We start from the raw sequence: 25,742 nt of genomic DNA, 5'->3' as shown, positions 1-25,742 counted from the left end.
GGAGATCGTCGTCATGAAAGCCGCGATGCGCCGTCGTTCAACCTCCCCCCACAAAACCGCATTCGTCGCACTCGCCGTCGCCGGCACGCTCGCTGCAGCCTCGCTCGCCCAGGCCGAAACCACGCTGTACGTCGCCAACGTCGGCGGCTCCAACGAGCAGCTCTATCGTCAGAAGATCATCCCGGCGTTCGAAAAGGCGCATGACGTCAAGATCGTCTACGTGGCGGGCAATTCCAGCGACACGCTCGCCAAGCTCGAGGCGCAAAAGGGCCACGAGCAGATCAACGTCGCCGTAATGGACGACGGCCCGATGTATCAGGCGATGCAACTCGGCCTGTGCGGCAAGCTCGACGACGCCCCCGTCATGAAGGACCTCTATCCGCTCGCCCACATTGGCCCGACCGCGGTGGGCGTGGGCATGGTGGCAACCGGCATCGGCTATAACGAACAGGCGTTCAAAAAGCTCGGCCTGCCGGCGCCCGATTCGTGGAAGTCGCTCGAAGACGCGCGCGTGAAGGGCAAGCTCGGCGTGCCGCCCATCACCAACACCTACGGGCTGCATACGCTCGTGATGCTCGCGCGCCTGAACGGCGGCGGCGAGAAGGACATCGACCCGGGCTTCAAGGCCATGACGAAGCAGGTCGCGCCCAACGTGCTTTCGTGGGCGCCCACGCCCGGAGAAATGGACGGCCTCATGCAGTCCGGCGACGTGATCATCGCGCCTTACGGCAGCGGCCGCGCAGTGGCGCTGCAAAACACCGGCTTCCCGCTCAAGTTCATCTACCCGAAGGAAGGCGGCGTGGCGCTGCAGGTAGCTGCGTGCTCCATTGCGCAGAACGCACAGCCGCAACTCTCGCAGCAGTTCATCCAGTTCCTGCTGAGCCCCGAAGTGCAGGCGCAGCAGGCAGCGGACATCGGTCTCGGCCCCGTCAACAAGACCGTCAAGCTCACGCCCGAAGTGGCCGCGCGCGTGCCTTACGGGCCTGACCAGATCGCGAAGCTCACGGCGATGGACTGGACCACCATCAACGAGCATCGCACCGAGTGGACCGAGCGCTGGAACCGTTCGGTCGAGCGCTGATGCGCGCGCTCCCTGCCCTGCACCCAACGCAAAGCGAGGACCGACGCTCATGAGCTTCCTCACCCTGCAAGGCATCTCGAAGCGCTACGGCGACTTCACGGCGATCGAGCGGCTCGACCTCACGGTCGCGCGCGGCGAGTTTCTCTCGCTGCTCGGGCCCTCGGGCTGCGGCAAGACGACCACGCTGCAGATGATCGCGGGCTTCGTCACACCGAGCACGGGCCGCATCACGCTCGATGGCCGCGATATCACCCACGAGCGCCCGGAGAAACGCGGCATTGGCGTGGTGTTTCAAAGCTATGCGCTCTTTCCGCACATGACCGTGGCCGGTAACGTGGGCTTCGGTCTGGAGATGCGCAAGATGAAGCGCGCACAACGCGCAGAGCGCATTGCCGAAGCGCTGGAACTCGTGCGTTTGCGCGGGCTCGACGCGCGCTTTCCGAAGGAGCTTTCGGGCGGCCAGCGCCAGCGCGTGGCGATCGCCCGCGCACTCGCCATGCAGCCCGAACTATTGCTGCTCGACGAGCCGATGTCGAACCTCGACGCCAAGCTGCGCGAAGAGATGCATATCGAACTGCGCGCCATCCAGAAACGCCTTGGCATCACGACCCTTCTCGTGACGCACGACCAGGTGGAAGCGATGACGATGAGCGACCGCATCGCCGTCATGCACGGCGGCGCCATCGCGCAGTTGAGCACGCCGTTCGACGCTTACGAGCGCCCGGCCACGCCCTTCGCTTCCACCTTTCTTGGCCGCACCAATACGCTCGCGGGCGAAGTGCTGCGCCGCAATCCGCGTTGCGCCGAGGTCGAAGTAGGCGGGACGATGCTGCACGTGCCGCACGAAGGCCGCGAGGTGGCGGGCGCCGTGAACGTGTACATCCGCCCCGAAAAAGTGCATCTGGCCAACGGCGACGCGCGCCTCATGGGGCGCGTGACGACGCGCGTGTTCGTGGGCAATCAATGGTTGCTCGTCGTGGAAACCTCGCTCGGCAAGTTTCATGTCGCGCAGCCCAACCACGGCGCACCGCCGCCCGAGGAAGGCCACGAAGTCGGACTCGCCTGGACCGACGACGATCTGCGCGTGCTCACGCGGGAGGGCGCTCATGGCAACGCTTGACGACTCGCGCCCGGGCGCCGCGCCGTGGCTGCTCTCCGCGCCCGCGCTCTTGCTGTTCCTCGCGCTGCTGCTGGTGCCGCTCATTCTCACCTTCGTGCTGTCGTTTCACGTGTTCAGCGACCTCGCGGGTGTGCAACGCGGCTGGACCGTCACCAATTACCTGGAGGTCCTGAGCGATCCCTACTACGGCGAAATATTCCTGCGCACGGCAGGACTCGCGTTCGCCGTCACGCTGCTTTCCATCGTGCTGGGCGTGCCCGAAACGCTGGTGCTCGCGCGCATGCGCCGGCCATGGCAATCCGTTTGCCTGTTGATCGTGCTTGGCCCGCTGCTGATCTCGGTGGTGGTGCGCACGCTCGGCTGGCAAATCCTGCTGGGCAACAACGGGGTGCTCAACCACGCGCTGCAAGCCCTGCACATCACCGACGAGCCCATTCGCCTCGTCTTTACCATGACGGGCACCATCATCGCGCTCACGCACGTGCTCGTGCCGTTCATGGTGATGTCGGTCTGGGCGACGCTGCAAAAGCTCGATCCGCAGGTGGAATGGGCCGGGCGCTCGCTCGGCGCCTCGCCGCTGCGCGTGTTCCGCCGCGTGATCCTGCCGCAGATCATGCCGGGCGTGCTCTCGGGCTCGATCATCGTGTTCGCGCTTTCGGCCTCCGCGTTCGCCACGCCCGCGCTGATCGGCGGACGACGCCTGAAGGTCGTCGCCACGGCCGCCTACGACGAGTTCCTCGGCACCCTGAACTGGCCGCTGGGCGCGAGCATTGCCGTGCTGCTGCTGATCGCCAACGTGGCGATCGTGATGGGCTGCAGCCGTCTCGCCGAACGCCGTTTCAAGCACATCTTCGACTGAGGAGCCATTCCATGAAACGCAACGGATGCCTCGGGCTCGCGTTCAACGCGCTCTTTCTCGCCTTCATGCTCGCGCCCATCGTCGTGGTGCTGCTCGTGGCCTTCACGGACAAGGGCTATATCTCGATGCCGTTCGACGGCGCCTCGCTGCGCTGGTTTCGCGCGATCCTGCAGAACGGCGACATCGTCTCGGCCTTCTGGCTCTCCGTGCGCCTCGCGTTCGCCGCGGCGACCATCGGCGTGGCGCTCGCGGTGCCCGCCGCGCTCGCCATCGCGCGCTACCGCTTCGCGGGCCGCGGTGCGCTGGTGAGTTTCTTCCTCTCGCCGATGATGATTCCCGCCGTGGTGCTCGGCATCGCGTTCCTGCGCTTTCTCTCGCTGCTGAACCTGAACGGCTCGTTCTGGGCACTCGTCGCCGCGCACGTGGTGATCGTGCTGCCGTATGCGCTGCGTCTCACGCTTTCTTCTGCGGTCGGCCTCGATCGCGACGCCGAGCGCGCAGCGCTTTCGTGTGGCGCGAGCCGCTTCACGGCATTCCGCCGCGTGGTGCTGCCGATGATCCGCGCCGGCGTGGCGGGCGGCTGGGTGCTGTCGTTCATCCAGAGCTTCGATGAGCTCACCATGACCATTTTCGTCGCGACCCCCGGCACCACCACGCTGCCCGTCGCCATGTACAACCAGATCGCGCAGACGATCGATCCGCTCGTCACCTCGGTCTCGGCGGTGCTGATCGTCGGCACGATCCTGCTGATGCTACTGCTCGATCGCATGGTCGGGCTGGACCGCATCCTGATCGGAGAAGCCCGATGACACAGAACTCCACCGCGAGCCCCGACGTGCTCGTGATCGGCGGCGGCCTCGTGGGCTCCGCCGTGGCCTATGGGCTCGCCCGCGAAGGCGCGCGCGTGACCGTGCTCGACGAGGACGACGGCGGCTTTCGCGCCTCGCGCGGCAACTTCGGCCTCGTCTGGATTCAGGGCAAGGGTTACGGCCTTTCGCCCTACGCGCGCTGGTCGCGCAGTTCGGCACAGCGCTGGCCGCTGCTCGCGCAAAGCCTCGCCGACGAGGCGCGTGTGGACGTCGCGCTGCGCCAGCCCGGCGGCTTTCATATCTGCTTCTCGGACGAAGAACTCGCCGAGCGCCATAAACGGCTCTCCACCTTGCAGGCCGAGATCGGCGATTATCCGTTCGAACTGCTAAATCATCGCGAGCTGCGCGAGCAGTTGCCCGGCATCGGCCCGGCAGTCGTTGGCGCGAGCTATACGCCGATGGATGGCCACGTCAACCCGCTCAAGCTGCTGCGCGCGCTGCATGTCGCGATGCAACGGCGCGGAGTACGGCTCGTCTCGGGCGAACGCGCCGAGCGTATCGCCGCCGGGCCGGGCGGGTTCAGCGTGCAAGGCCGGCGCGGCGTGTATCACGCTGCGCGCGTCGTGCTCGCGGCCGGCCTCGGCAATCGCGCGCTCGCACCGCACGTGGGCCTCAATGCCCCCGTTGCGCCCAATCGCGGCCAGGTGCTCGTAAGCGAGCGCGTCGAGCCGTTTCTGCGCTACCCGACCATCAACGTGCGGCAGACCGACGAAGGCACGGTGCAGTTCGGCGACTCGATGGAAGAAGCCGGCTTCAACGACTTCACCACCACGCCGATCCTGCGCCAGATCGCCGCGCGCGGCGTGCGGGCGTTTCCCATGCTCGCCCATGTCCGGCTCGTGCGCATGTGGGCCGCACTGCGCGTGTACAGCCCCGATGGCTTTCCGATCTACGACCAGTCCGAGGCGCATCCGGGTGCCTTCGTCGTCACCTGCCATAGCGGCGTGACGCTCGCCGCGGCCCACGCGCTGCGCATCGCGCCGTGGATCACGGGAGGCCCGATGCCCGCCGAACTGCCCGCTTTTTCCGCGCGCCGCTTCGCCACCGACGCGGCGGCCGAACCGATCCTCGCTCACTAATTCCGCCATGACAGCCCAATCTACCCAGGCGGCCGCGCCGCTGTTCAAGACGCTCTCCGACGCCGAAACGCGCGTCGATATCTGGTTCAACGGCCAGCCGCTGTCCGTGCCCGCCGACCGCTCCGTCGCCGCTGCGCTGCTCGCCGCGGGCGTATCGCGCTTTCGCGCGACGCCCGTTTCGGGTGCACCGCGCGCGCCGTTCTGCATGATGGGCGCGTGTTTCGAATGCCTTGTCGAGATAGACGGCGTGCCGAGCCGCCAGAGCTGCATGGTGCCCGTGCGCGCGGGCATGCAGATCCGCTCGCAGGAAGGCGCGCGCGACCTGCCGCCCGAACCCGGCACGAATGCCGACACGCTCGAGGAGAACGCTCATGCCCGGTGATTATCAAGGCGATGCCAAAGCCGATTTCAATGCACAAGCCGTCGATGTGGTCGTGGTCGGCGCGGGTCCTGCCGGGATGAGCGCGGCCACCCGTTCGGCGCGAGCCGGACTGTCAGTGGTCCTGATCGATGAGCAGGACGCCGTGGGCGGCCAGATCTATCGCGCGATAGGCCGCGCCGACGCGCGCCGCAAAGAGATACTCGGCCCCGACTACGCGGCGGGCGACGCCATCGCCCAGGCGCTCACGCATTCCGGCGCGCGCCATGTCGCCCACGCCTCGGTATGGCAGGTCACGCGCGAACATGCCGTTCACTACCTCAAGGACGGCAAGGTGGGCAGCTTCCAGGCGAAGCGCGTGATTCTCGCGAGCGGCGCGCTGGAGCGGCCGTTTCCCATTCCGGGCTGGACCCTGCCCGGCGTGCTCACCGCGGGCGCGGCGCAAATCCTGCTGAAGAGCGCGGGCGAAGTGCCCGCCTCGCCGCCCGTGCTCGCGGGGTGCGGGCCGCTGCTCTACCTGCTCGGCTGGCAATACGTACGGGCAGGCGTGCCGATTCGCGCGCTCGTCGACACCACGCGCCACGAAGACCGCTGGCGCGCGAAACGCCACCTGCTTGCGGCGCTGCGCTCGTGGCCTTTCCTGAGCAAGGGCCTGCATTTGATCCGCACGCTGCGCGAGGCCAGGGTGCCCATTTTCGAAGCCGCCGACGACCTCGCGGTGGAAGGCCGCCAGGGCAGCGACGGCGTGCAGCGCGCAGCCGCGCTCACGTTCACGTCGCAAGGCCGCGCACACCGTATCGAGGCCGATGTGATCCTGCTGCACCAGGGCGTGGTGCCGAACACGCAGTTCACGCAGGCGCTGCGCGCCGCGCATCGCTGGGACAACGGGCAGCTTTGCTTCACACCGCAAACGGATGCATGGGGCGAGCTGGATGTGCCCGGCATCTTCGTGGCCGGCGACGGCGCGGGCATCGGCGGAGCCCTGGCCGCAGCGCAACAGGGCGTGCTCGCGGCGCTTGCCGCCGCAGCACAGCTAGGCTCGATCGACGCAGCCGCGCGCGATCGCGAGGCCGCGCCCCATCGCGCGGAACTCGACCGCGTAATGCGCATCCGCCCGTTCCTCGACAGCCTCTACCGCCCGCGCGACGCGAACCGCATCCCCGCCGACAGCACCATCGTCTGCCGCTGCGAAGAGGTGACGGCGGGCGAGCTGCGCGGCTTCGTCGGCCTGGGCTGCCTCGGCCCGAACCAGGCGAAGTCGTTCGGCCGCTGCGGCATGGGGCCGTGTCAGGGCCGCATGTGCGGCCTCACCGTGACCGAAGTGATCGCCGAGGCACGCAAGGTGCCACCTGCCGAGGTGGGCTACTACCGCATCCGCCCGCCGATCAAGCCGCTTACGCTCGGAGAACTCGCCGGTGAATGACGCCCGAACTCCTCCCGCGAGCGCCATCCAGGAAGCGGACGTGCTCGTGATCGGCGGCGGCCTGCATGGTTCGAGCAGCGCCTTTCACATGGCGCGGCGCGGCGCGAGCGTGATCGTGCTCGAAGCCGACTACGTGGGCCGCCACTCGTCGGGCGTGAACGCGGGCGGCGTGCGCACGCTCGGCCGCCCGCTCCCCGAGATCCCGCTCGCCCTCATGTCGCGCGAAATCTGGCACGCGCTGCCCGACACCATCGGCGACGACGGCGGTTTCGTTCCTTCCGGGCAACTGAAGATTGCCGAAACCGAGGCCGAACTGGAAGCGTGCCGCGAGCGCGTCGCGCTGCTCGAATCGCTCGGCTTCACGCATGAAAAGCTGATCGACCGCGAGACCGTGCTCGAACTCGAACCGGCACTGGCGAAGCACGTGACGGGCGGCATCTGGGTCGAGCGCGACGGCTATGCGCTGCCGTTTCGCACCACCACGGCGTTTCGACTCGCCGCGCAAAAGCACGGCGCGCGCTTTTACGAAGGCACGGCGGTCACGCACATCGCGCCGCGCGGCGAGCGCTGGCTCGCGCAAACCCCGCGCGGCACCTTTGCCGCGCGCAGGCTGCTCGTCACCGCAGGCGCGTGGTCGGGCGAGCTGGCGCGCCAGGCCGGCGAGCCCGTGCCCGTGCGCCCCGAAGGGCTCATGCTGATGGTCACGCACCGCGTGGCGCCCTTCTGCCGCGCGACGCTCGGCGCGACGGGCCGCCCGCTTTCGTTCAAGCAGTTCGACAACGGCACGGTGGTGATTGGCGGCAAGCTGATCGGCATCGCGGATCTGCCGGGGCGCCACGGCGAAGTCGATTTCATGCGGCTCGTGAAAAGCGCGCAGACCGTCGTCGATCTGTTTCCGCATCTGCGCCATCTGGGCGTGAACCGCGCGTGGGCCGGCGTGGAAGCGTTCACGGCCGACTCGCTGCCGATCATTTCGGCGAGCCGGCGCGCCGCGAATCTCTACTACTCGTTCGGCTATTGCGGCAGCGGCTTTCAACTTGGGCCCGCGTGCGGGCGGCTCGTTGCCGAACTCGTGCTCGACGGCGCGCCTTCGCTTTCGCTCGATGCGTTCGCGATCGACCGCTTCGCGCGCGCCGCGGTGCAGGCGCCGCTGGCCGGCGTTGCCGCGCATTGACGCCATCGAATCCCTCACCCCGTATCGCCATTGCGGCGAAGGAGCTTGCAGACACATGAACGCTATCGTTCGCATCGAAACCAATCAGCGCATGAGCCGCGTCGTGAAGGCCGCGGGACTCGTGTTCGTGGGCGGCCAAACGTCGGCCGATCCGTCGCCCGACGTGAAGATCCAGACCGCCGCCGTGCTCGCGAAAATCGACGGCTTTCTCGCCAAAGCCGGCATCGACAAGACGCGGCTCGTCTCCGCGCAGGTCTGGCTCGCCGATATCGCGCGCGACTTCGCCGGCATGAACGAGGTATGGGACGCATGGGTGCCCGAAGGCTGCGCGCCCACGCGCGCGACGGTGCAGGCGCAGCTGGCATCGCCGCAACTGCTCGTGGAAATCGCGGTCGTGGCGCTGGGCTGAGCGCCGCGTGAGGCTGCCGGCGCCGCCGTGAAAGCGCGCCGACAGCCGCAGTCGAGCAACCGTAAAGCGATGGGCGGGGCATCGCGCGCACGCTGTAAGCGCAAGTTCACGTTCGCGCGGCACAATGGCGAACCCACCCGAACTTAGAGGAGCGCGCGATGGCCCTTCCTTACGGCTACGTCAAGGCGAAAATTGTTTCCGCGCCGCAATTGAAGGCCACGCGGCGGCCGCACGAAGTCCAGTATCACCTGCACTTCGGCGTGACGGTCAACGGCGCACGCTGGGACATCGCTGTGAACGTGGGCACCACGGACGCGGACGACCTGCTCAAGTACAAGCTCGTGTTCGACTTCAACCATAACGTGCTCACCACGCTCGAGGGCGCGGCCGAAGGCTCGACCGATCTCACGGGCACCGAAGCGCTGCCGGCCATCGACTTCGAGCGCAGCGACTTCCTCGCCAATACGGGCGCGTGGCGCAACAGCGACGTGATGGACGGCTCCGACCAGGTGGAGCCCGTCGCCTCGCTGCAGCGCCTGCTGTTGCGCGCGCAACAAGCGTCGCTCGACGTCTACGTGTTTGGCCGCTTCTACAGCGAAGGCGACGGCATCCACGACGTCCACATGAACCAGGGCTCGAAAGGCGAATTCATCCACAAGGCGGGCAACGACGCGAACGACCACAACGACATCTGGCAGGACGGCGCGCTGCTCGTGGATCTGGGCGACCCTGAATGGGCCCTGTATGTGGCGGCGTTCGATCAGCAATACGTGCCCACCGACAATCTCGGCAACCCCACGCCGGATTCGCAGCCGATTTCGTAAACGGCGCGCGGACGCATGCCGGAATCCCGCCATGCGCCCGCTCGTTGTTGCAGATCGATGATTTAGAAGTCGATCTTCGCGTTGAGGCTGACCGTGCGCGGATCGCCTGGCGCAATGTAATCGGAGTACTGGTACATCCAGTAACGGCGATTCGTGATGTTGTCGATCGCCGCCCGCAGCGTCACGTCGTGGCCGCCAATGCGCGTGAAGTAGTTCGCGCCCACGTTCACGAGCATGTAGCCGCCCGTTTCCAGATTGTTTGCCGGACGCACCTGGGTGCTGCCCGTGAACTTCGCATCCGCGGCCAGTTGCAGGCCTTGCACGTAAGGCACGTCATAAGTGACGCGGCCCGCGGCGACGAACGTCGGCGCGCCGGCTACGCGATTGCCGTTGAACGACTGGCCCTTCGCGTACCACGTATCGAGCAGCGTGACGCTGCCGGCCACCTGCCAGCTGCGGCCAAGCCGTACGCTGCCGGCCGCCTCGACGCCTTCGTAGATCGCATTGCCGTCCTGCACGTAAACGTTGTCGCTGTTCGCGTAAGCCGCGCCACGCTCGATGCGGAACAGCGCCGCCGTTGCGCTCCAGCGCTCGTGCTCGCTCTTGATGCCGATTTCATACTGGCGCGAGCGCAGCGGGCGCAGCATCGCGCCGCCGTTCGCATAGATGCTGTCCACGATCGCGCCCTGCTCCAGCGCCTCGACGTAGCTCGCATACAGCGTCGTATTCGGCTCGAGCTTGTACATGAGCGCGAAGGTCGGCGTGAGCACGCCGTTCTGGCTGTACTGGGACGTCTTCTCGCCCGTGGTTGCGTAGTTGTTCTGACTATAGTTCGTGTAACGCAGGCCCGCGAGCACCGACCAGCGGCTCGTGATCTGCATCGTGTCGCTCACGAAAGCCGAAGCCTGCGTGATGTCGCTCGTGCGGTACGTTTCGAGCCCGCCGCCCGAATAGAAGCGCCACGGGTTGGGCTGATACAGGTTGCCGTTGCCGAGCACCGTATAGATCGAGTTCAACGCGTAGTTGTTGGTCTGATGCTGGTATGCGCCGCCAATCACGAGTTGATGCGTGAACGGCCCGGTCTTCACCTTGCCCTCGAACATGCCCTGCCAGTAGACGTCCTGATGGCCTTCGTCGCCGTTCCAGCGCGCGTCGGTGTAGTCGCCTTCCTGGTTGAGCAGCGTGAGCGTGCTCTCGTTGCGGTCGCGCGCCGACTTGCTGTAACTGCCCGAGGTGGTGAACGACCAGTCGGGCGTGATCTGGTAACGCACGCCCGCCGTGTAAAGCTGCAGGTTCGTGTTGATATGCTGATCAGTGCCGCCGAGCAGGTTGCTGCCGCCGCTGATCACCGCCGGCAGGCTCGACGCCGTGTAGCTGCCCGTGTAGATCGCGGGCGTCTGGCCGCTGGAACGGATCGTCTGGTAGAGCGCGTTGAACCACACCTGCAGGTCGCGCGTAAGCTGCCCGTCGAGCGCGAGCGAAACCGAGTTGCGGTTGATATCGCCGGCGTTATAGGTCTTGCCCGCTTCCTTCGTGTAGTTCAGGCGCGCGCCGAACATGTCGTCCGGGCCGAAGCGGCGGCTCAGGTCGACGTGCGTGCTCAGCACGCCGTCCATGCGATAGCCCACGTCGAGGCTCGTGACAGGGTCCTTCTCCGGCCGCTTCGTCACGTAGTTGACGAGGCCGCCCGGCTGCGCGAAGCCGTACATGAAGCCGCCCAGGCCCTTGAGCAGCTCCACGCGCTCCAGTTGCTCGTAGGGCATGGTGATGCCGTACGAAATGAACGGATTGCCGTCGATGCGAAAGCCGTTTTGCCAGTCCATGGGGAGACCGCGAATGGTGATGTAGGTGGCCCACGCGTTATAGGCGTTGCTGTTGTTGGTGACCGAGGCGTCGCCGGCGAACACATCGCCGAGCTTGTAGACCTGGCGCTCGGCCAGATTCTCGCCCGTCACGACGGTGGTCGAGAACGGCGTGTCGAGTTGCGAGCGCGTGCCGAGCGCGCCGCTGTTCACCGGCGTGTTCAGGTTCAGCGGCGAATCGGCGACCTGGCTCGCGCTCACCTTCACGGCGGGCAGCGCCTGGTCTGTACCGGCTGTGCCGGTGGCGGCGGCCTGAGGCGGCGCCTTTGCGCTCGTCGCGGCGCTGTCCTGCGTCGACGTTTGGGCAACAGCGGCCTGAGCCGCTGCGAAAGTAAGCCAGGCCGCAATATGCAACGGCCGCGGCAGCGTGCGTCGCGCGTGCCGCGCGTGTTCTCGGTTGTTCATGTCGTTTTGGAAGGGTCGTCTCGCCAGTGCTTGCCGGATACAGCAATGAGAAGCATTCTCATTATCACTGGCGGGCGATATTAACAAACCCTTACGACTTTTCCTAGAACCCGCGGCTCATTCGTCGGATTGGATGGATTCTCGCGAAATACTGCTCAAAACGGACTCAAGGCGACCGGATAATGTCTATCTGGCGCAAGAATCACCGGAAATCGTCTGGATTGGACAGCCACGCGAAAGGTAGCGCGCTCGCGCCCGGCTTGCTGCTTTGCGCGATGCCGGCGCCTGGAAATACGCTAAGCCGCGACATAAAATACAGGCCCAGTTAGTGCATTCACGTGGTGACCGCGTATGAAACACGCTACGTTCCCCGTGCTGATCGTTCTGGCTTCGGTCCCGGCCGCATGGGCCATGGGCCTCGCCGCGGCGAACGAAAACACGGATCTGCCCTCTCCCCAGAGCGCGGCGCCTGCCACGCTGCATTGGCCGCCCGCCTCGCCCTCGTCCATCCCGCCGGGCATTTCGCGCGCGGCGTTGCATACGGGGACCCAGAAAGACGACAAGTCGTATTTCGAAACGCTCCCGGGCGGCGATAAAAACCTCGACGATAACGGCACGCCCCTGCGCGGCGATCGTTTCCACTGGCAGCAGCCTTAGCGCCTGCATTCTGCTGCACTGAACCTGCCAGATAATCAGCTTTACTGATTATTTGTGTGAGCCGCCGGAATCCGCTGTTTGCCACGCAGGCGCCAGCATTAATCTACGGTTAAGAATCCGCTCCTATGCTCGTCTTGCGAGCCGCCAGGTCCTTCGCCGGCGGCATCGCGGCGAACACGCGCCGCGCTTTATCTGCACCACTGAGCCGCCGACAAACCGCCAGCCGGCCAGCGACAACCGCACCTGAATATCCGCGCCGCATAATGCGCACGGGGGCATGCTTGCACCTCGTGCCACGTTCGAACGGCCCAAAAGGCGTTCCATGACATGATCGGCGCGTCCTGCAACTGGAACGCCATCATGTCCCGTCTGGTTCGTTCGCCTCTGCGCCTGAAAGCCTGTGTGCTTGCCGCGTCGCTCGCCTTGCTGGTTGCGCCGCTCGTCATCGACCCCGCGCTTGCCTGCACGCGCGCGCTCTACGTGAGCGACAGCGGTCTCGTCATCACGGGGCGTTCGATGGACTGGTCCGAGGACATGCGCTCGAACCTCTGGGTCTTTCCGGCCGGGATCGAGCGCGACGGCAACGCAGGCCCGCGCTCGCCGCACTGGCGCTCGAAATACGGCAGCGTGGTGGTCTCGGGCTACGACATCGGCAGTGTGGACGGCATGAACGAGCGCGGCCTCGTGGCCGGCGCGCTCTATCTGGCCGAAACCGATTACGGCAAGCCCAACTCGGGGCGGCTGCCGCTCGCCATCAGCCTGTGGGCGCAATACGCGCTCGACAATTTCGCCACCGTTGGCGAAGCCGTCGCTGCGCTTGGCCACGAGCCGTTCCAGATCATTGCGCCGCCCCTGCCCGACGGCAAACCAATCTCGATCCACCTCGCGCTTTCCGATTCGCAGGGCGACTCGGCCATCCTCGAATATATCGACGGCAAGCTCGTGATCATGCACGACAAGGCGTACAAGGTGATGACCAACTCACCGATCTACCCCGAACAGCTCGCGCTCGACACGTACTGGAAAGGCGTGGGCGGTCTCGCCTTTCTGCCTGGCACGAACCGCGCGGCCGACCGTTTCGTGCGCACCTCGTTTCTGCTCGACGCCATTCCCAGGAAGCCCGACCCTGCCTATATGGCGGGCGTGCCGCAGCAGAACCCTAACTATCAGGCCGTGGCGAGCGTGATGAGCCTCATGCGCTCGGTGAGCGTGCCGCTCGGCATTACCACGCCCAACATGCCTAATCTTTCGTCGACGATCTGGCGCACGGTCGCGGATCAGACGAACCGCGTCTATTACTTCGATTCCGCCACGCGCCCCGACACGTTCTGGATCTCGCTGAGCAAGCTCGACCTCAAGCCCGGCGCGCCCGTGATGAAGCTCGCGATCGATTCGGGCCAGGTGTATTCAGGCGAGGCGTCGGGCAATTTCGTGGCGACGCCTTCGTTCAAATTCATGCCCGCGCCGGCGTCTTGATCGCCGCGCGGCGGTTCACGTTTATTTGGCGAACAGCTGGCCGATGTCCTTGAATGCCTTGAATTCGAGCGCGTTGCCGCACGGGTCGAGGAAGAACATCGTGGCTTGCTCGCCCACCTGCCCCTTGAAGCGCACGTAAGGTTCGATCACGAACTTCACGCCAAAGGTCTTGAGGCGCTCGGCCAGCGCCTCCCAGTCGCCCCAGCTCAGCACGACGCCGAAATGCGGCACCGGCACGTCGTGGCCGTCCACGGGGTTCGTGTGCGCATGGTCCTGCGAGGCCGTTTTCGGGTGCTCGTGAATCACGAGCTGATGGCCGAAAAAGTCGAAGTCGACCCACTGCGCGCTGGAGCGCCCTTCCGCGAGGCCGAACACGCGGCCGTAGAAGTCGCGCGCGGCGGCGAGATCATAAACGGGAATGGCGAGGTGAAAGGGGGAAAGCGACATACGTGTCTCCACTGTCTTCGAGAGCGATCCCGCCATGGTAGACAGGCCGAATCAAAAACAAAATCAATATATAATTTTCTGATACACAAATATTCTTGATGAATGATACGCGAACTCAGAACTCTCGTTGCGGTGGCGAGAGAAGGCACGTTCGCCGCGGCGGGACAGAAGATCGGCCTGACTCAAGCTGCCGTGAGCGCGCAAATGCAGCGACTCGAGGCAGAGCTGGGTTTCGCGTTGTTCGACCGCGAGGGGCGCGCTGCGCGCCTGAACGCGATGGGCCAGCAGATCCTCGCCCAGGCGCACGAAGTCATCCGGCTCTATGAAAACCTGAGTTCGAGCGCGGCCGGGCCCGCGGCGACCGGGCGCGTCACGCTCGGCGCGATCGCTTCCGTGCAGCGCGCACTGGTGCCCGAGGCGCTCGCCGAATTCCACCGCCGTTGTGCCGGCTGCCGCACGCGCGTGATCCCGGGCGTTTCGATGGAGCTTCACAATCTCGTCGATGCGGGCGAAATCGACATGGCGGCCATCATCCGGCCACCCTTCGCACTGCAAAGCGATTTGCGCTGGACCACGCTCGCGCGCGAGCCGTTCCGGCTCATCGTGCCGCGTCACGTGAAAGGCCACGACTGGGCCGAACTGCTGGCGACGCAACCCTTCATCCGCTACGATCGGGCATCGTTCGGCGGACGCCAGGTAGACCGCTTCCTGCGCCGCATGCACTACACCGTGCAGGACCTGAGCGAACTCGACGAACTGGAGGCCATCGTCGGGCTCGTTGCGAACGGCGTGGGCGTCGCGCTCGTGCCGCAAACGTCGGCGTGGCTGCGCTGGCCCGCCAAAGTGCGCGCGATCGATCTCGGGCAGCACACGTTTCACCGCGACGTCGGCCTCGTGCATCGCGCGCCGGGCACACTGAGCGAGCCCGCGCGCCTGCTGATCCAGCTGCTCGAATCGCGCGCCCGTGAGCAACAGCCGGCGGGCGAGGCGCAATGAACCCATCATGCCTTGCAGGCCCACCGGAGAAGCACACGTGAGCACTCCCGAACAATTGCTTTTCCTGCCCGGCGCTTCGGGCAACAAGGCCTTCTGGCAACCGCTGTCCGATCGCCTCGCCACGCCGGCGGCGCGTCGCTTCGTGGGCTATCCGGGTTTTGGCGGCGAACCGGCGGACCCGGCAGTCGCCAGCATCGACGACGTCGTGCAGCGCGTGCTGGCCATGCTCGATCGGCCCACGGCGCTGATCGCCCAGTCGATGGGCGGCGTCATCGCCGTGCGCGCGGCGCTCGAGAAGCCGCAGTTCGTCACGCATCTGGTGCTCTCGGTCACGTCGGGCGGCATCGACACCGCGGCGCTCGGCGCGCAGAACTGGCGCGCGGGCGACACGAGCGCGTTCCCCGAGTGGTTCGTCTCGTTCCATACGGATCTTTCGAACCCCATCGCCCGCATCAACCAGCCGGCCCTGCTGCTTTGGGGCGACAACGATCCGTTGAGCCCCGTCGCGGTCGGCGAGCGGCTCAACGCCCTGCTCGCCAATTCCACGCTGCACGTGGTGCGCGGCGGCGAGCACGATCTCGCGAGCGTCCACGCAGAAGCGCTGGCGCCGCTCGTGGATGCGCATTTGATGGCGCACTGATCCGTTGCCCTGCGGGACGGGCGGCAGTCGTTTCAACTAATTCATCCAAAAAATACGTTAAAAATAACTGGTCGGAAATCAATACGATTGCACAAACTACTAGCCCGTCGCCATTCAACCCCGAGGAACGCCTATGCCGCGCCCCATCGTCGCCCGCATCCAACCCGACGCCATCCGTCACAACCTGCAGCTCGTGAAGCAGATCGCGGCCGGCTCGCGCGCCTTCGCCGTGATCAAGGCCAACGCGTACGGTCACGGCATCGAGCGCATCTATCCGGCGCTCGCGGGCGCCGACGGCATCGCCCTGCTCGACCTCGATGAAGCCGTGCGCGTGCGCGAACTGGGCTGGACCAAACCGCTGCTGCTGCTCGAAGGCGTGTTCGAACCCGCCGACGTCGAGCTGGCCGCAGCGCACCGGCTCACCGTGGCCGTGCACTGCGACGAGCAACTCGATCTGCTCGCGGCAGCGAAGCCGCAACATCCCATCGATATCCAGCTGAAGATGAACTCGGGCATGAACCGCCTGGGATTCCGCCCCCATGCTTATCGCGCCGCGTGGGAGCGCGCACGCGGCATTGCGTCGATCGGCGCGATCGGCCTTATGACGCACTTCGCGAACGCCGATGACGGCCACATCGACTGGCAGCTCGACACCTTCGACGCGGCACTGCAGGACATTCCCGGCGAGCAGTCGGTGTCGAATTCGGCGGGCGTGCTCTGGCACCCTCGCGCGCATCGCGACTGGGTGCGGCCCGGCACGATTCTCTATGGCGCGTCGCCCACGGGCGTGGCGCGGCACGTGGAAGGCTTCGGGCTGCGCGCGGCCATGACGCTCACGAGCCGCATCATCGGCGTGCAAACGCTCGCACCGCAGGAAACCATCGGCTACGGCCGCACCTTCGCGGTCGACCGGCCCATGCGCGTCGGCGTGGTGGCGTGCGGCTATGCGGACGGCTATCCGCGCCACGCGCCCACCGGCACGCCGATTGCCGTGGATGGCGTGCGCACGCGCGTGGTCGGGCGCGTCTCGATGGACATGCTCACCGTCGATCTCACGCCGTGCCCGCAGGCCGGCATCGGTTCGAGCGTCGAACTGTGGGGCGAGCAGGTGCGCGTGGACAACGTGGCCGAAGCGTCAGGCACCATTGGCTATGAGCTGATGTGCGCACTCGCGCTGCGCGTGCCGGTGGTCGTGGCCGATGGCACGGATACGTCCCGCGCCGCGCAAGCGCACGGCGAGTGCGCGGCAGCCTGACTGCGCCGAAAGCTCGCTGACGAAATTTCGTCAAACTTCCGGTTGAGCCCCGGCCTTGCGTCACCTATTTTTGTGTTGACACGCGCGGCGCATTGCACACCGCGCGCTGCCAACACTTCAAGGAGACACTCGTGGCCGACCAGGAGACTCACGCCTACGCGCCGCATCATGCGGACTACCGGCTCATCGCCGGTGCAGGCGAACGCGCGCGCGCAGCGGGCCTCGTCAATGCGGACTGGTACCGGTGCGCCGTGCCGCGCCCCGTGATGAAGCAGCTGATGCAGCGCAGCGACGCGCGCGCCATACGCGACACCGCGATCTGGTATGCGGCCATCGTCGCGAGCGGCGTGCTCGCCGGCTTCCTCTGGCACGCGCATTCGTGGTGGGCGGTGCCCGCGTTCCTGCTCTACGGCACGCTCTATTGCAGCCCCGCCGATTCGCGCTGGCACGAAGCGGGTCACGGCACCGCATTCAAGACGCGCTGGATGAACGACGTGCTCTATCAGATCGCGTCATTCCAGGTGTTCCGCTGCGCGACGATCTGGCGCTGGAGCCACGCGCGCCATCACACCGACACGCTGGTGGTGGGCCGCGATCCCGAGATCGCCGCGCCGCGCCCCACCGACTGGCTCTCGCTCGCCCTCAACCTCTTCGCGCTCAAGCACGCCTCGCGCGAGCTGCCGCGCATGATCTCCGCGGCGTGCGGCCGCCTCGGCGCGGAAGAACGAAGCTTCGTGCCCGCCTCCGAATGGCCCAAGGCCATTCGCGAAGCGCGCCTGAGCCTGCTCGTGTACGCGATGGTGATTGGCGCGTGCATCGGCTTTCGCACCCTCCTGCCGCTGCTGTATATCGGCCTGCCGAGCCTCTACGGCGCGTGGCTTTATCTCTACTTCGGCCTCACGCAGCACGCGGGCATGCCCGAGAACGTGCTCGACCACCGGCGCAACTGCCGCACGGTGATGATGAATCCCGTGTTCCGCTTTCTCTACTGGAACATGAATTATCACGTCGAGCATCACATGTTTCCGATGGTTCCGTTTCACGCGCTGCCGCGCCTGCACGAAGTCGTGAAACCGGATATGCCGCCGCCCTATCGCAGCAGCCTTGCCGCCTACGCGGAAATCATTCCCGCGCTCGTGCGGCAAACACGCGATCCCTCCTATCACGTGGCGCGCCCGGTTCCGGGCCACGCCGAAGCCTGACCCGTTGCGCACACAACTTTCAATACCAATCTGGAGACACCCCATGACCCAATGGATCGACGCAGCCGCACTCGACGATATCGAAGACGAAGACGTCATGCGCTTCGACCACGGCGCACGCACCTTTGCGATCTATCGCGTGGAAGACAAGGTCTACGCGAGCGACGGGCTTTGCACGCACGAACACGTTCACCTGAGCGACGGGCTCGTCATGGGCCATGTGATCGAATGTCCGAAGCACAATGGCCGCTTCGACGTGCGTGACGGCAAGCCGCTTTGTGCACCAGTATGTGAGAAGCTCGCAACGTATGCTGCCAAGGTCGAAGGTGGACGGATCTATATTGAAGTGTGATGCACCGAAACCCTGCGCGAGGGAAGCGAAGAAAACGCGCAAACGTTAGCGCGGCGTTCGCCGATCATTACGGTGTATTAAACAAGCGAACTTGAGCGCTTACTCTCGTCCATGTAACGAGAATGACACAAATAGCCATTAGCGTGCTGAATCTCCATATTAATCGGAATGGATAGTCATGCATCCCGCGCTCGCGCAGTTTCGTCGTCCGGGTCTTCCCGCAGGCCCGCGCAGCGCCGGAGAACTGGCTCTGGAAGTGCCGGCCATCGACGCCTCGGATTCGAACTCTCTCGTCATGGAGATTTTCTATTCGAGGCGCGACATGGCCAGTCTCGCGGTGATCGAAAACGATCGCCCCGTCGGGCTCATCAACCGCGATATTTTTCTGTCGCAAATGAGCAAGCCGTTTCATCGCGAGCTATACGACAAGAAGAGCTGCATCGCGTTCATGGACAAGGAGCCATTGATCGTCGACGCGGCCATGAGCATCGAGGCGCTCACATTCAAAACCGTTGAAGTCGGCGAAAAGGCGCTGGTCGACGGTTTCATCGTGACGCGCGAGGGCCGTTTCGCTGGCGTGGGCAACGGCTTGAGGTTGCTTTCCGTCGTGGCGGAAATGCAGGCGGAAAAGAATCGTCAGATCATGCAGAGCATCGAGTATGCGAGCGTGATCCAGCAAGCCATGCTGCGCGCCTCGCGCGAAACGCTCGCGACCATGCTGCCCGATGCCGCTCTCGTATGGGAGCCGCGCGACGTGGTGGGCGGCGACTTCTACCATTTCGCGGCGTTCGCCGACGGCTGGTTTGGCGCAGTGGCCGATTGCACGGGGCACGGCGTGCCCGGCGCGTTCATGACCTTGCTCGCCTCGGCGTCGCTTTCGCAGGCGCTCGAACAGATCGGACCGCGCAACCCCTCCGCGCTGCTCGCAGCCGTCAATCGCAATGTGAAAGGCCTGCTCGGGCAAATCAACGGCGCAGGCGACGCCCCGCAGTCTAACGACGGTCTGGACGCCGCGTTCTTCTGGTTCGACGCCGCCAGCCAGGTGCTGCACTTTGCGGGTGCACGGGTCGCGCTGCATGTCTTGCGTGCCGACGCACCACAGTTCGAAAGCATTGCCGGCGACCGCATGGGCGTGGGCTATGTCGACAGCCTCGCCGATTACGCGTGGACCCAGCACGCCGTCGCCGTGCCGCACGGCAGCCTGCTGTTCGTTTCTACCGATGGCCTGACCGATCAGATCGGCGGCCCGCGCAAGATCGCCTTCGGCAAACTCCGCACGCTCGACCGGATTCTCGCCGAGCGCGAGAACGCTTCTTCATTCATCTGCGCACGCCTGCTCGAAACCTTCGCCGAATGGCAGGGCTCACAGGCGCGCCGCGACGATGTCACGCTTTTCTTTGCACGAGTTTGAGGTAGTTCACCAATATGTCTGGAATTCTGGATCAAAACTGCTGCTTCTTCGAAATCGCACAGAAGCGCAATTTGCTCTTCTATCACAAAGGCTATTTCTCGCACAGCATCGTCGCGGCGATGAGCGAGGTCGTCAAGCTGCAACTGGAAGTGGCGGGATTGAGCTCGTCCACGCGCAGGAGGATCTTCTCCTCGTTCATCGAGCTTTCGCACAATATCGTGCACTACTCGTGCGACGCGCTCTCAGAAGATCAAGGCCAGGGCGGTGCAATACGCGAAGGCGCGATGTGCATTTCCGCCGAAGGCGAGCGCCACCTCATGGTCTGCGTGAATCCCATCGCCACGGCGGCCGTGAACGACTTGCGCGAGAAGCTGGAGCCGCTGCGCAACATGTCGATCGAAGAAATCAAGCAAGCCTACAAGATGTCCCTGCGCGCGGACACGCCTGCCGACAGCAAAGGCGCGGGACTGGGTTTTCTGACGATGGCGCGCGACGCCAGTGCGCCGCTCGAATTCGCGTTTCATCCACGCGAAGACGATACGGGCACCACACTGTTTTGCCTCAAGACCATCATCTGACCAGGGCACGCGCACAAAATGGAAAACCTTTTTATCGCCGCCACGGCAACGTCGCCGGAAATCGACTTCCGCTTCGACGAAAACGTGCTGTCACTGCGAGGCGAATCGTATCCCGAGAATGCCGCCGCGTTTTATGCGCCCATCATCGAGCGGCTCAATCTCTGGCTCAAGGCTTGCGAAAACGCCGCGATCACGGTCGAGGTCACGCTCACCTACTTCAACAGCTCGAGCACGAAAATGCTGTTCAGCGTGTTCGACGCACTGGACCGCGCCGCAGCGGCGGGCAACCAGGTGCAGGTGAACTGGTATCGCGACGAAGAAGACGAAACGATCCTCGAATTCGGCGAGGAACTGCAAACCGACTTCACCGCAATCAAGTTCAATGATTGCCCGGTTGCAACGTGAGGACGCTTTGAGGACGATGCGCGTGGAAACGACTGGCTTGCGGGACACCATGAAGGATCATTACCTCGACCTGTTCCGCAGCGAAAGCGAGGCGCTGGAGCGGGCCCGCGCGATTGCCGAGGCTCCGGAGTCGCACGCGCACAGTCATCGCGAGGCGCTCATCGAGCTGATCCAGCATTACGAGCGCCTGATGCGCGAAACCCGCCGCCTGATCGGGCGTAGCGATCGCGCCGAGCGCGAAATGCAGGCGCTCACGCAGCAACTGCAATATCGTGCGACGCACGACGCGCTGACCGGCGTCCTGAATCGCAGCGCCGTGATCGAACGCACGGTGAAGGCGCTGCGCGCGAATCGGGCGGTGATGATCCTGCTCGACATCGACGACTTCAAGAAGGTCAACGACGACTTCGGGCACCCGGCCGGCGACAGCGTGATCTCGGGCATCGTGAACTGCCTGCGGCGCATACTCGGCGAGACCGGCATCATCGGACGCGTGGGCGGCGAAGAGTTCACGGTGGTATTGCCGGGCTTCGAGATTGCCGATGCCTTGCAACTTGCCGAGCGCATGCGCGCGGCCATTGCGAATCACGCGTTCCCCGCGCCGGTGTGCCGCCTCATTACCGCCAGTTTCGGCGTCAGCGACAATCCGGCCGGCACCGATTTCGACACGGCGTACGGACTCGCCGATTCCGCGCTTTACACCGCCAAACGCGGCGGCCGCAACTGCGTGACGTTCGAAGGGCAAATCGCCTCAGCAGGCTGAAGGACGGCGGCTGATTGGGCCGTTGCCACGCAACGCTCGTCTTTTCCGAACGCCACTACAATGGTGCGGAGAAAACGGTGACGCGTATGAAGAATGCAGGTCACGAAAGCGCGCGTCGGTAGAGCACAACAGCGAGGCGATCGATGACAGCGAAGCAGCCGGCAAGCCTGGCGTTGCCAGGGCAAGTCGTACTCGTGTTGCAGGGCGGCGGCGCGTTGGGCGCCTATCAACTCGGCGTTTATGAGGCGTTGCACGAAGCCGGTATCCATGTGGACTGGGTGATCGGCACCTCCATCGGCGCCATCAACGCTGCGTTGATCGCCGGCAACGCACCGGAGCACCGCTTCGAGCGTCTGGACGAATTCTGGCACCGCGTCACGGACCACACCCGCCTCGACGTGGCGGCCGCGTGGCCAGGCTTCGCGCCAGGCTGGGACAAGACGTTTGCAAAACTGATGATCATCGGCGGCGGCATTGCGGGGTTCTTTCAGCCCAACCCGGCATCGTGGTTCGGTCCGCTCGCGCACCTCGGCGTCGATCGCGCGTCTTACTACAGGATTGCACCGCTGCGCGATACGCTCGTTTCACTGGTCGACTTCGAATTGCTGAACGCCGGGCACCCGCGCCTCACCGTGGGCGCGGTGAACGCACGCACGGGTGCGATGCGCTATTTCGATTCGCGCGACCAGCGCCTGAACGTCGAACACATCATGAGTTCGGGCGCGCTGCCGCCCGCGTTCCCGGCGGTGCGCATCGACGGCGAGCCGTACTGGGACGGCGGCATCTATTCCAACACGCCGGTGGAGGTCGTGCTGGACGACAAGCCGCGCAACAGTTCGGTCATCTTCTCGGTGCAGGTGTGGAATCCAGCGGGCCCGGAGCCGGAAAGCCTCTGGCAGATCGCAGAGCGGCAAAAGGATATTCAGTACGCCAGCCGCACCGAAAGCCATATCGCGCGCCAACAGCAGATCCACCGCTTGCGCCACGTGATCCGCGAACTGGCGAAGCGCGTACCCGAGTCCGAACGCGACACAATCGATGTGCGGGAGCTGGCAGCCTGGGGCTGCGAGACCACCATGCGGCTTATCAAGCTCGCGGCGCCACGACTCGACGGCGACGATCAGTTGAAGGACATCGACTTCACCCCGTCGGGCATTGCCGCGCGCCGGCGCGCGGGCTACGTGGCCGCCATGCGCGCGATCGAAGCGAGACCCTGGGACGCCCCGATGGACCCGATAGAAGGACTCAGCGTCTACAGCGCGGACGAAGAATAAAAGAAAGCGATAGGGCATCAAGCCCATATCGCCCCACTCGAACCAGAGTGGAAAAAAGCCGGCGGGTGGAGCCACCGGCCGAGCAGATCGATCCGGCCGTTCAGTGCACGGCAGCGGCGAGCAGCGATTTGAGTTGGGTCGCGCTGTCGGCGAGACGCTCGGGTTCGATGCGCGCACGGCGCGCAATCAGTTCCTGCGCAATGCGTACGTCGCGGGCGATTTCGCCCGTTTGCCCCACGCCGCTCGCGCTCACCAGCACGCCCGCGTCGTCGAACGCGAAGAACACCTTCGATGCGGTGCCCGTTGCACGCACGGCCCTGGTCGAGCCGAACGCGGGCAAGCCCGCGATCTGGATCGTCATGTCGTATTGATCGGACCAGAACCACGGCACGGCGCTGTGCGCCTCGTCGCGGCCGAGCATGTTGAGCGCGGCCACGCGCGCCTGATCCTCGGCGTTGCGCCAGCATTCGAGACGAATGCGCCGTCCGTACAGCGGATGCACGAACGAACACACGTCGCCCGCGGCGTAAATATCCGGGTCGCTGGTCCGCAGCATGGGATCGACGGCAATGCCGTTGTCGATCGCGAGACCCGCTTCCTGTGCGAGCGCGACACGCGGCGCGACGCCAATGCCGACCACGACGGCATCGCAAGGCACGACGGTTGCGTCGCCGAGCACGACGGCATTGACGCGCCCTTCACCCTCGAAGCGTGCCACGTGCACGTCGAAGCGCACGTCCACGCCGCGCTCGCGATGAAGGTCCACGAGGCACTGCGCCACCTCCGCAGGCACCGCGCGCATCAACGCGCGCGGCGCGGCTTCGAGCACGACGACTTCGCAGCCGCGCTGCACCGCCGAGGCCGCGACTTCGAGCCCGATAAAGCCCGCGCCGACCACCGCAATGCGACGCCCCGGCCCGAGTTCTCCCGCGATGGCGAGCGCGTCGCCGGCAGTGCGCAACACGTGCACGCCCGCGAGACCGGCGCCAGGCACACTCATGCGGCGAGGCTCGGCACCGGTCGCGATCAGCAGGCGACGGTAAGCAAGCGTCGCGCCGTTCGCGAGCGTTACCGTATGCGCGGCGCAATCGATCGCGCGCGCAGCGCAACCGCTGCGCAGATCGACACCCTGCTCGCGATAAAACGCCTCGCGGTGTATCGCGCCCTGTTCCGGCGTGCGCTCGCCCAGCAGCACCGCTTTGGAAAGCGGCGGCCGTTCGTACGGTGCTGCGGCTTCGCCGGCGATCAGCGAAATCGCGCCTTGCCAGCCGCCTTCGCGCAGAACCTGCACGGCGCGTGCACCGCACTGGCCGCCGCCTATCACCACCATGGCATCGCCCGCACTCATGCTGACTCCTTGCGCGCTCAACGATACTGCCCCGCGAGCGCAGACACCTGCTGAATGTTCTGCGGCGTGATGAAGCCCGGCCCGGAGCTGATATTGCGTGCCTCATACACGGGCTTGAGCCCATAGTCCTTTAGACGCTGCTGGAACTTCGGGTTCTGCTCGAGTGCGGTGCGCGCCTGCAGCACATCGTTGTTGTGGTTCTGATGCATGATCGCCAGCAGGGCTACCGGGATATACCCCTGCAAATACGGCTGCTGGTCGGTGCAGAACTTGATCGTGCCGTCCTTGATGCCCTTCGCGACGTCCGAGTCGATATCGAAGGTCGCAAACCAGATCTTGCCGGCAAGCCCGAGGCTCTTCACCGCGCGTATCGTCGGATCGGCCGAGGTCGGACCGAGCGTGAGCACGGCCTGCGTGTCCGGGTGGTTGCGCAGATACGCACTCACCTTCGATTCTATGCCCGTGGGGTCGGTGCCCGCATCGAGCACCGAGGTTTTCATGTTCGCGCCGATGGCATCGGCAAAGCCGCGGCAGCGTTCGAACGAGAGCGGATTCGTGGCGTAGTGGTTCACGCACAGGAACGTCTTCACGCCGTCCGCCTTCGCGCGCAGCCCCGCCTCCTTGCCCGCGAGATACTCGGGCTGGCCCACGTGCATGAGCGCGCCAAGCTCGGCACTTTGCTGCTCAGTGCCCGTATTCGCGGTGATGAAGGGAATGTTCTTCGCTTTCAGGCGCGCCACGGCGCCCTTGAGCAGATCGAAATCCGCAATGGTCGTGACCACGCCGTCGTAATTGCGCGCGGCCGCCTGATTCACGAGCTGCACCATGTCGGCGATATCGCCATTGGGCGGATTCCGGTAATCGGTCTGGACATTGAAGTCCTGATCCGCCTGCTTGATGCCGTTCTTGACGGTGTTCCACCATGCGTCCGAATCGGGCGCGTGCGAAATGAAGTCGAAATGCGCGACGGGGTCCGCGTGCGCCGCAGGACTCAGCGCGAGTGCGAACGCCGTAGCCGCCAGCGGCAATACCTTCAGGAAAGGAACATTCACGGCTGTCTCCTAAATTGCGTCGTTATCGTGGTGATTCAACGATTCGTATGCCAAATCAATCCGTTGCGAGCCCGAGGTAGATCGTGCCGGCCTCCACCTTGACCGGGTGCGTGGCGAGGTTCACGCAGACCGGCGCCCCTTTGGCCGCGCCCGATGGAATGTGGAAGCGCCCCATATGCATCGGACATTCGATGATGTCGCCGAACACGAGACCTTGCGCGAGACGCGCCGTTTCGTGTGTGCAGACCCCCGCGGACGCGTAGTAGCCCGTGGGCGTGTGGTAGATCGCGTAAAGCTCGCCTTCGTGCTCGAACTCCATCACGTCCTCTTCTTCGAGTTCGTCGCTCGCGCACACCTCGTGCCATTGAAGAATGTTCATAGTCGTCTCCTGCGTCTTCATCT

General features: G+C 65.2%; 27 protein-coding genes. 22 read left to right on the top strand and 5 right to left on the bottom strand.

The window, feature by feature from the left end; genetic code table 11:
• Positions 1–13 precede the first annotated feature (13 nt).
• The 10 genes from M3I56_RS11285 to M3I56_RS11240 all read left to right on the top strand — a co-directional run bounded on the left by M3I56_RS11285 (position 14) and on the right by M3I56_RS11240 (position 9,217).
• Positions 14–1,081 (top strand): ABC transporter substrate-binding protein, encoded by a 1,068-nt coding sequence (locus tag M3I56_RS11285; protein WP_254353928.1) that lies wholly within the window; start codon positions 14–16, stop codon positions 1,079–1,081.
• A 49-nt stretch (positions 1,082–1,130) separates the two neighbouring features.
• Positions 1,131–2,201, top strand: coding sequence for an ABC transporter ATP-binding protein (locus tag M3I56_RS11280; RefSeq protein ID WP_254353926.1), 1,071 nt, complete (start codon positions 1,131–1,133; stop codon positions 2,199–2,201).
• The gene (locus M3I56_RS11275; RefSeq protein WP_254353924.1) at positions 2,188–3,060 is read left to right on the top strand and encodes an ABC transporter permease; all 873 of its coding nucleotides are present in this window, start codon (positions 2,188–2,190) and stop codon (positions 3,058–3,060) included. Before M3I56_RS11280 ends, M3I56_RS11275 begins: the two co-directional genes overlap by 14 nt.
• Positions 3,061–3,071: 11 nt before the next feature.
• Positions 3,072–3,869, top strand: a complete 798-nt coding sequence (locus tag M3I56_RS11270) for an ABC transporter permease (RefSeq protein ID WP_254353923.1) — start codon at positions 3,072–3,074, stop codon at positions 3,867–3,869.
• A complete protein-coding gene (locus tag M3I56_RS11265; protein WP_254353921.1) occupies positions 3,866–5,008 on the top strand; it encodes an FAD-binding oxidoreductase in 1,143 nt (380 codons plus the stop codon). Before M3I56_RS11270 ends, M3I56_RS11265 begins: the two co-directional genes overlap by 4 nt.
• A 7-nt stretch (positions 5,009–5,015) precedes the next feature.
• Positions 5,016–5,390, top strand: a complete 375-nt coding sequence (locus tag M3I56_RS11260) for a (2Fe-2S)-binding protein (RefSeq protein ID WP_028202201.1) — start codon at positions 5,016–5,018, stop codon at positions 5,388–5,390.
• Positions 5,380–6,810 carry an FAD-dependent oxidoreductase gene (locus M3I56_RS11255; RefSeq protein ID WP_254353919.1) on the top strand — a complete coding sequence of 477 codons (1,431 nt, stop codon included), beginning with the start codon at positions 5,380–5,382 and terminating at the stop codon, positions 6,808–6,810. Before M3I56_RS11260 ends, M3I56_RS11255 begins: the two co-directional genes overlap by 11 nt.
• A complete protein-coding gene (locus tag M3I56_RS11250) occupies positions 6,803–7,984 on the top strand; it encodes an FAD-binding oxidoreductase (protein ID WP_254353917.1) in 1,182 nt (393 codons plus the stop codon). The genes M3I56_RS11255 and M3I56_RS11250 overlap by 8 nt, the downstream gene beginning before the upstream one ends.
• A 55-nt stretch (positions 7,985–8,039) precedes the next feature.
• Positions 8,040–8,393 carry a RidA family protein gene (locus tag M3I56_RS11245; RefSeq protein WP_254353915.1) on the top strand — a complete coding sequence of 118 codons (354 nt, stop codon included), beginning with the start codon at positions 8,040–8,042 and terminating at the stop codon, positions 8,391–8,393.
• Positions 8,394–8,551: 158 nt separating this feature from the next.
• The gene (locus tag M3I56_RS11240; RefSeq protein WP_254353913.1) at positions 8,552–9,217 is read left to right on the top strand and encodes a DUF2278 family protein; all 666 of its coding nucleotides are present in this window, start codon (positions 8,552–8,554) and stop codon (positions 9,215–9,217) included.
• A 62-nt stretch (positions 9,218–9,279) separates the two neighbouring features.
• On the opposite strand, the gene M3I56_RS11235 is transcribed toward M3I56_RS11240, so the two are convergent.
• Positions 9,280–11,484, bottom strand: a complete 2,205-nt coding sequence (locus M3I56_RS11235) for a TonB-dependent siderophore receptor (protein ID WP_254353912.1) — start codon at positions 11,482–11,484, stop codon at positions 9,280–9,282.
• Positions 11,485–11,835: 351 nt separating this feature from the next.
• Between M3I56_RS11235 and M3I56_RS11230 the strand changes: the two genes are divergently transcribed.
• Positions 11,836–12,141 (top strand): hypothetical protein, encoded by a 306-nt coding sequence (locus M3I56_RS11230; RefSeq protein WP_254353910.1) that lies wholly within the window; start codon positions 11,836–11,838, stop codon positions 12,139–12,141.
• A 360-nt stretch (positions 12,142–12,501) separates the two neighbouring features.
• Positions 12,502–13,617, top strand: coding sequence for a linear amide C-N hydrolase (locus M3I56_RS11225; RefSeq protein ID WP_254353909.1), 1,116 nt, complete (start codon positions 12,502–12,504; stop codon positions 13,615–13,617).
• Between the two features lie 21 nt (positions 13,618–13,638).
• Here M3I56_RS11225 and M3I56_RS11220 read toward each other — a convergent pair whose 3' ends face one another.
• The gene (locus M3I56_RS11220) at positions 13,639–14,064 is read right to left on the bottom strand and encodes a VOC family protein (protein ID WP_254333429.1); all 426 of its coding nucleotides are present in this window, start codon (positions 14,062–14,064) and stop codon (positions 13,639–13,641) included.
• Between the two features lie 102 nt (positions 14,065–14,166).
• Between M3I56_RS11220 and M3I56_RS11215 the strand changes: the two genes are divergently transcribed.
• The 10 genes from M3I56_RS11215 (at position 14,167) to M3I56_RS11170 (ending at position 22,940) form a co-directional block, all read left to right on the top strand.
• Entirely contained in the window at positions 14,167–15,060 is an 894-nt protein-coding gene (locus tag M3I56_RS11215) for a LysR family transcriptional regulator (RefSeq protein WP_254353907.1), read from the top strand.
• 37 nt (positions 15,061–15,097) lie between these two features.
• Positions 15,098–15,700, top strand: coding sequence for an alpha/beta fold hydrolase (locus M3I56_RS11210; RefSeq protein ID WP_254353905.1), 603 nt, complete (start codon positions 15,098–15,100; stop codon positions 15,698–15,700).
• A 133-nt stretch (positions 15,701–15,833) separates the two neighbouring features.
• Positions 15,834–16,955: an alanine racemase gene (gene alr, locus M3I56_RS11205; RefSeq protein WP_254353903.1), complete on the top strand. Its 1,122-nt coding sequence runs from the start codon at positions 15,834–15,836 to the stop codon at positions 16,953–16,955.
• Positions 16,956–17,086: 131 nt separating this feature from the next.
• Positions 17,087–18,157, top strand: coding sequence for a fatty acid desaturase family protein (locus M3I56_RS11200; protein WP_254353901.1), 1,071 nt, complete (start codon positions 17,087–17,089; stop codon positions 18,155–18,157).
• 43 nt (positions 18,158–18,200) lie between these two features.
• Positions 18,201–18,509: a non-heme iron oxygenase ferredoxin subunit gene (locus tag M3I56_RS11195; protein WP_028202215.1), complete on the top strand. Its 309-nt coding sequence runs from the start codon at positions 18,201–18,203 to the stop codon at positions 18,507–18,509.
• Positions 18,510–18,804: 295 nt separating this feature from the next.
• Positions 18,805–19,920, top strand: a complete 1,116-nt coding sequence (locus tag M3I56_RS11190) for a SpoIIE family protein phosphatase (protein WP_375541712.1) — start codon at positions 18,805–18,807, stop codon at positions 19,918–19,920.
• Positions 19,921–19,934: 14 nt separating this feature from the next.
• Positions 19,935–20,498, top strand: a complete 564-nt coding sequence (locus M3I56_RS11185) for a SiaB family protein kinase (protein ID WP_254353897.1) — start codon at positions 19,935–19,937, stop codon at positions 20,496–20,498.
• A gap of 18 nt (positions 20,499–20,516) precedes the next feature.
• Entirely contained in the window at positions 20,517–20,903 is a 387-nt protein-coding gene (locus M3I56_RS11180; protein WP_254353895.1) for a DUF1987 domain-containing protein, read from the top strand.
• 22 nt (positions 20,904–20,925) lie between these two features.
• Entirely contained in the window at positions 20,926–21,666 is a 741-nt protein-coding gene (locus M3I56_RS11175; protein ID WP_375541708.1) for a GGDEF domain-containing protein, read from the top strand.
• Between the two features lie 143 nt (positions 21,667–21,809).
• Positions 21,810–22,940 (top strand): patatin-like phospholipase family protein, encoded by a 1,131-nt coding sequence (locus tag M3I56_RS11170; RefSeq protein WP_254353893.1) that lies wholly within the window; start codon positions 21,810–21,812, stop codon positions 22,938–22,940.
• A 100-nt stretch (positions 22,941–23,040) separates the two neighbouring features.
• Here M3I56_RS11170 and M3I56_RS11165 read toward each other — a convergent pair whose 3' ends face one another.
• From M3I56_RS11165 to M3I56_RS11155, 3 genes are read right to left on the bottom strand one after another with little or no spacing between them, the layout of a single operon-like run.
• Entirely contained in the window at positions 23,041–24,288 is a 1,248-nt protein-coding gene (locus tag M3I56_RS11165) for an NAD(P)/FAD-dependent oxidoreductase (RefSeq protein ID WP_254353892.1), read from the bottom strand.
• A 17-nt stretch (positions 24,289–24,305) separates the two neighbouring features.
• Positions 24,306–25,340: a sugar ABC transporter substrate-binding protein gene (locus M3I56_RS11160; RefSeq protein WP_375541707.1), complete on the bottom strand. Its 1,035-nt coding sequence runs from the start codon at positions 25,338–25,340 to the stop codon at positions 24,306–24,308.
• Positions 25,341–25,395: 55 nt separating this feature from the next.
• The gene (locus tag M3I56_RS11155; RefSeq protein ID WP_254353891.1) at positions 25,396–25,719 is read right to left on the bottom strand and encodes a Rieske 2Fe-2S domain-containing protein; all 324 of its coding nucleotides are present in this window, start codon (positions 25,717–25,719) and stop codon (positions 25,396–25,398) included.
• Between the last annotated feature and the right edge of the window lie 23 nt (positions 25,720–25,742).

The sequence above is a fragment of the Paraburkholderia sp. CNPSo 3281 genome (assembly GCF_024206515.1).
GTDB lineage: Bacteria > Pseudomonadota > Gammaproteobacteria > Burkholderiales > Burkholderiaceae > Paraburkholderia > Paraburkholderia nodosa.
The sequence above is the reverse complement of the archived record's forward strand: the minus strand, read 5'-3'. Positions and strand labels throughout refer to the sequence as shown.

Coding starts and splice junctions, on each gene's coding strand:
- M3I56_RS11285 (WP_254353928.1), top strand. CDS start 14: ATGAAAGCCGCGATGCGCCGTCGTTCAACCTCCCCCCACAAAACCGCA.
- M3I56_RS11280 (WP_254353926.1), top strand. CDS start 1,131: ATGAGCTTCCTCACCCTGCAAGGCATCTCGAAGCGCTACGGCGACTTC.
- M3I56_RS11275 (WP_254353924.1), top strand. CDS start 2,188: ATGGCAACGCTTGACGACTCGCGCCCGGGCGCCGCGCCGTGGCTGCTC.
- M3I56_RS11270 (WP_254353923.1), top strand. CDS start 3,072: ATGAAACGCAACGGATGCCTCGGGCTCGCGTTCAACGCGCTCTTTCTC.
- M3I56_RS11265 (WP_254353921.1), top strand. CDS start 3,866: ATGACACAGAACTCCACCGCGAGCCCCGACGTGCTCGTGATCGGCGGC.
- M3I56_RS11260 (WP_028202201.1), top strand. CDS start 5,016: ATGACAGCCCAATCTACCCAGGCGGCCGCGCCGCTGTTCAAGACGCTC.
- M3I56_RS11255 (WP_254353919.1), top strand. CDS start 5,380: ATGCCCGGTGATTATCAAGGCGATGCCAAAGCCGATTTCAATGCACAA.
- M3I56_RS11245 (WP_254353915.1), top strand. CDS start 8,040: ATGAACGCTATCGTTCGCATCGAAACCAATCAGCGCATGAGCCGCGTC.
- M3I56_RS11240 (WP_254353913.1), top strand. CDS start 8,552: ATGGCCCTTCCTTACGGCTACGTCAAGGCGAAAATTGTTTCCGCGCCG.
- M3I56_RS11235 (WP_254353912.1), bottom strand. CDS start 11,484: ATGAACAACCGAGAACACGCGCGGCACGCGCGACGCACGCTGCCGCGG.
- M3I56_RS11230 (WP_254353910.1), top strand. CDS start 11,836: ATGAAACACGCTACGTTCCCCGTGCTGATCGTTCTGGCTTCGGTCCCG.
- M3I56_RS11225 (WP_254353909.1), top strand. CDS start 12,502: ATGTCCCGTCTGGTTCGTTCGCCTCTGCGCCTGAAAGCCTGTGTGCTT.
- M3I56_RS11220 (WP_254333429.1), bottom strand. CDS start 14,064: ATGTCGCTTTCCCCCTTTCACCTCGCCATTCCCGTTTATGATCTCGCC.
- M3I56_RS11215 (WP_254353907.1), top strand. CDS start 14,167: ATGATACGCGAACTCAGAACTCTCGTTGCGGTGGCGAGAGAAGGCACG.
- alr (WP_254353903.1), top strand. CDS start 15,834: ATGCCGCGCCCCATCGTCGCCCGCATCCAACCCGACGCCATCCGTCAC.
- M3I56_RS11195 (WP_028202215.1), top strand. CDS start 18,201: ATGACCCAATGGATCGACGCAGCCGCACTCGACGATATCGAAGACGAA.
- M3I56_RS11190 (WP_375541712.1), top strand. CDS start 18,805: ATGGAGATTTTCTATTCGAGGCGCGACATGGCCAGTCTCGCGGTGATC.
- M3I56_RS11185 (WP_254353897.1), top strand. CDS start 19,935: ATGTCTGGAATTCTGGATCAAAACTGCTGCTTCTTCGAAATCGCACAG.
- M3I56_RS11180 (WP_254353895.1), top strand. CDS start 20,517: ATGGAAAACCTTTTTATCGCCGCCACGGCAACGTCGCCGGAAATCGAC.
- M3I56_RS11170 (WP_254353893.1), top strand. CDS start 21,810: ATGACAGCGAAGCAGCCGGCAAGCCTGGCGTTGCCAGGGCAAGTCGTA.
- M3I56_RS11165 (WP_254353892.1), bottom strand. CDS start 24,288: ATGAGTGCGGGCGATGCCATGGTGGTGATAGGCGGCGGCCAGTGCGGT.
- M3I56_RS11155 (WP_254353891.1), bottom strand. CDS start 25,719: ATGAACATTCTTCAATGGCACGAGGTGTGCGCGAGCGACGAACTCGAA.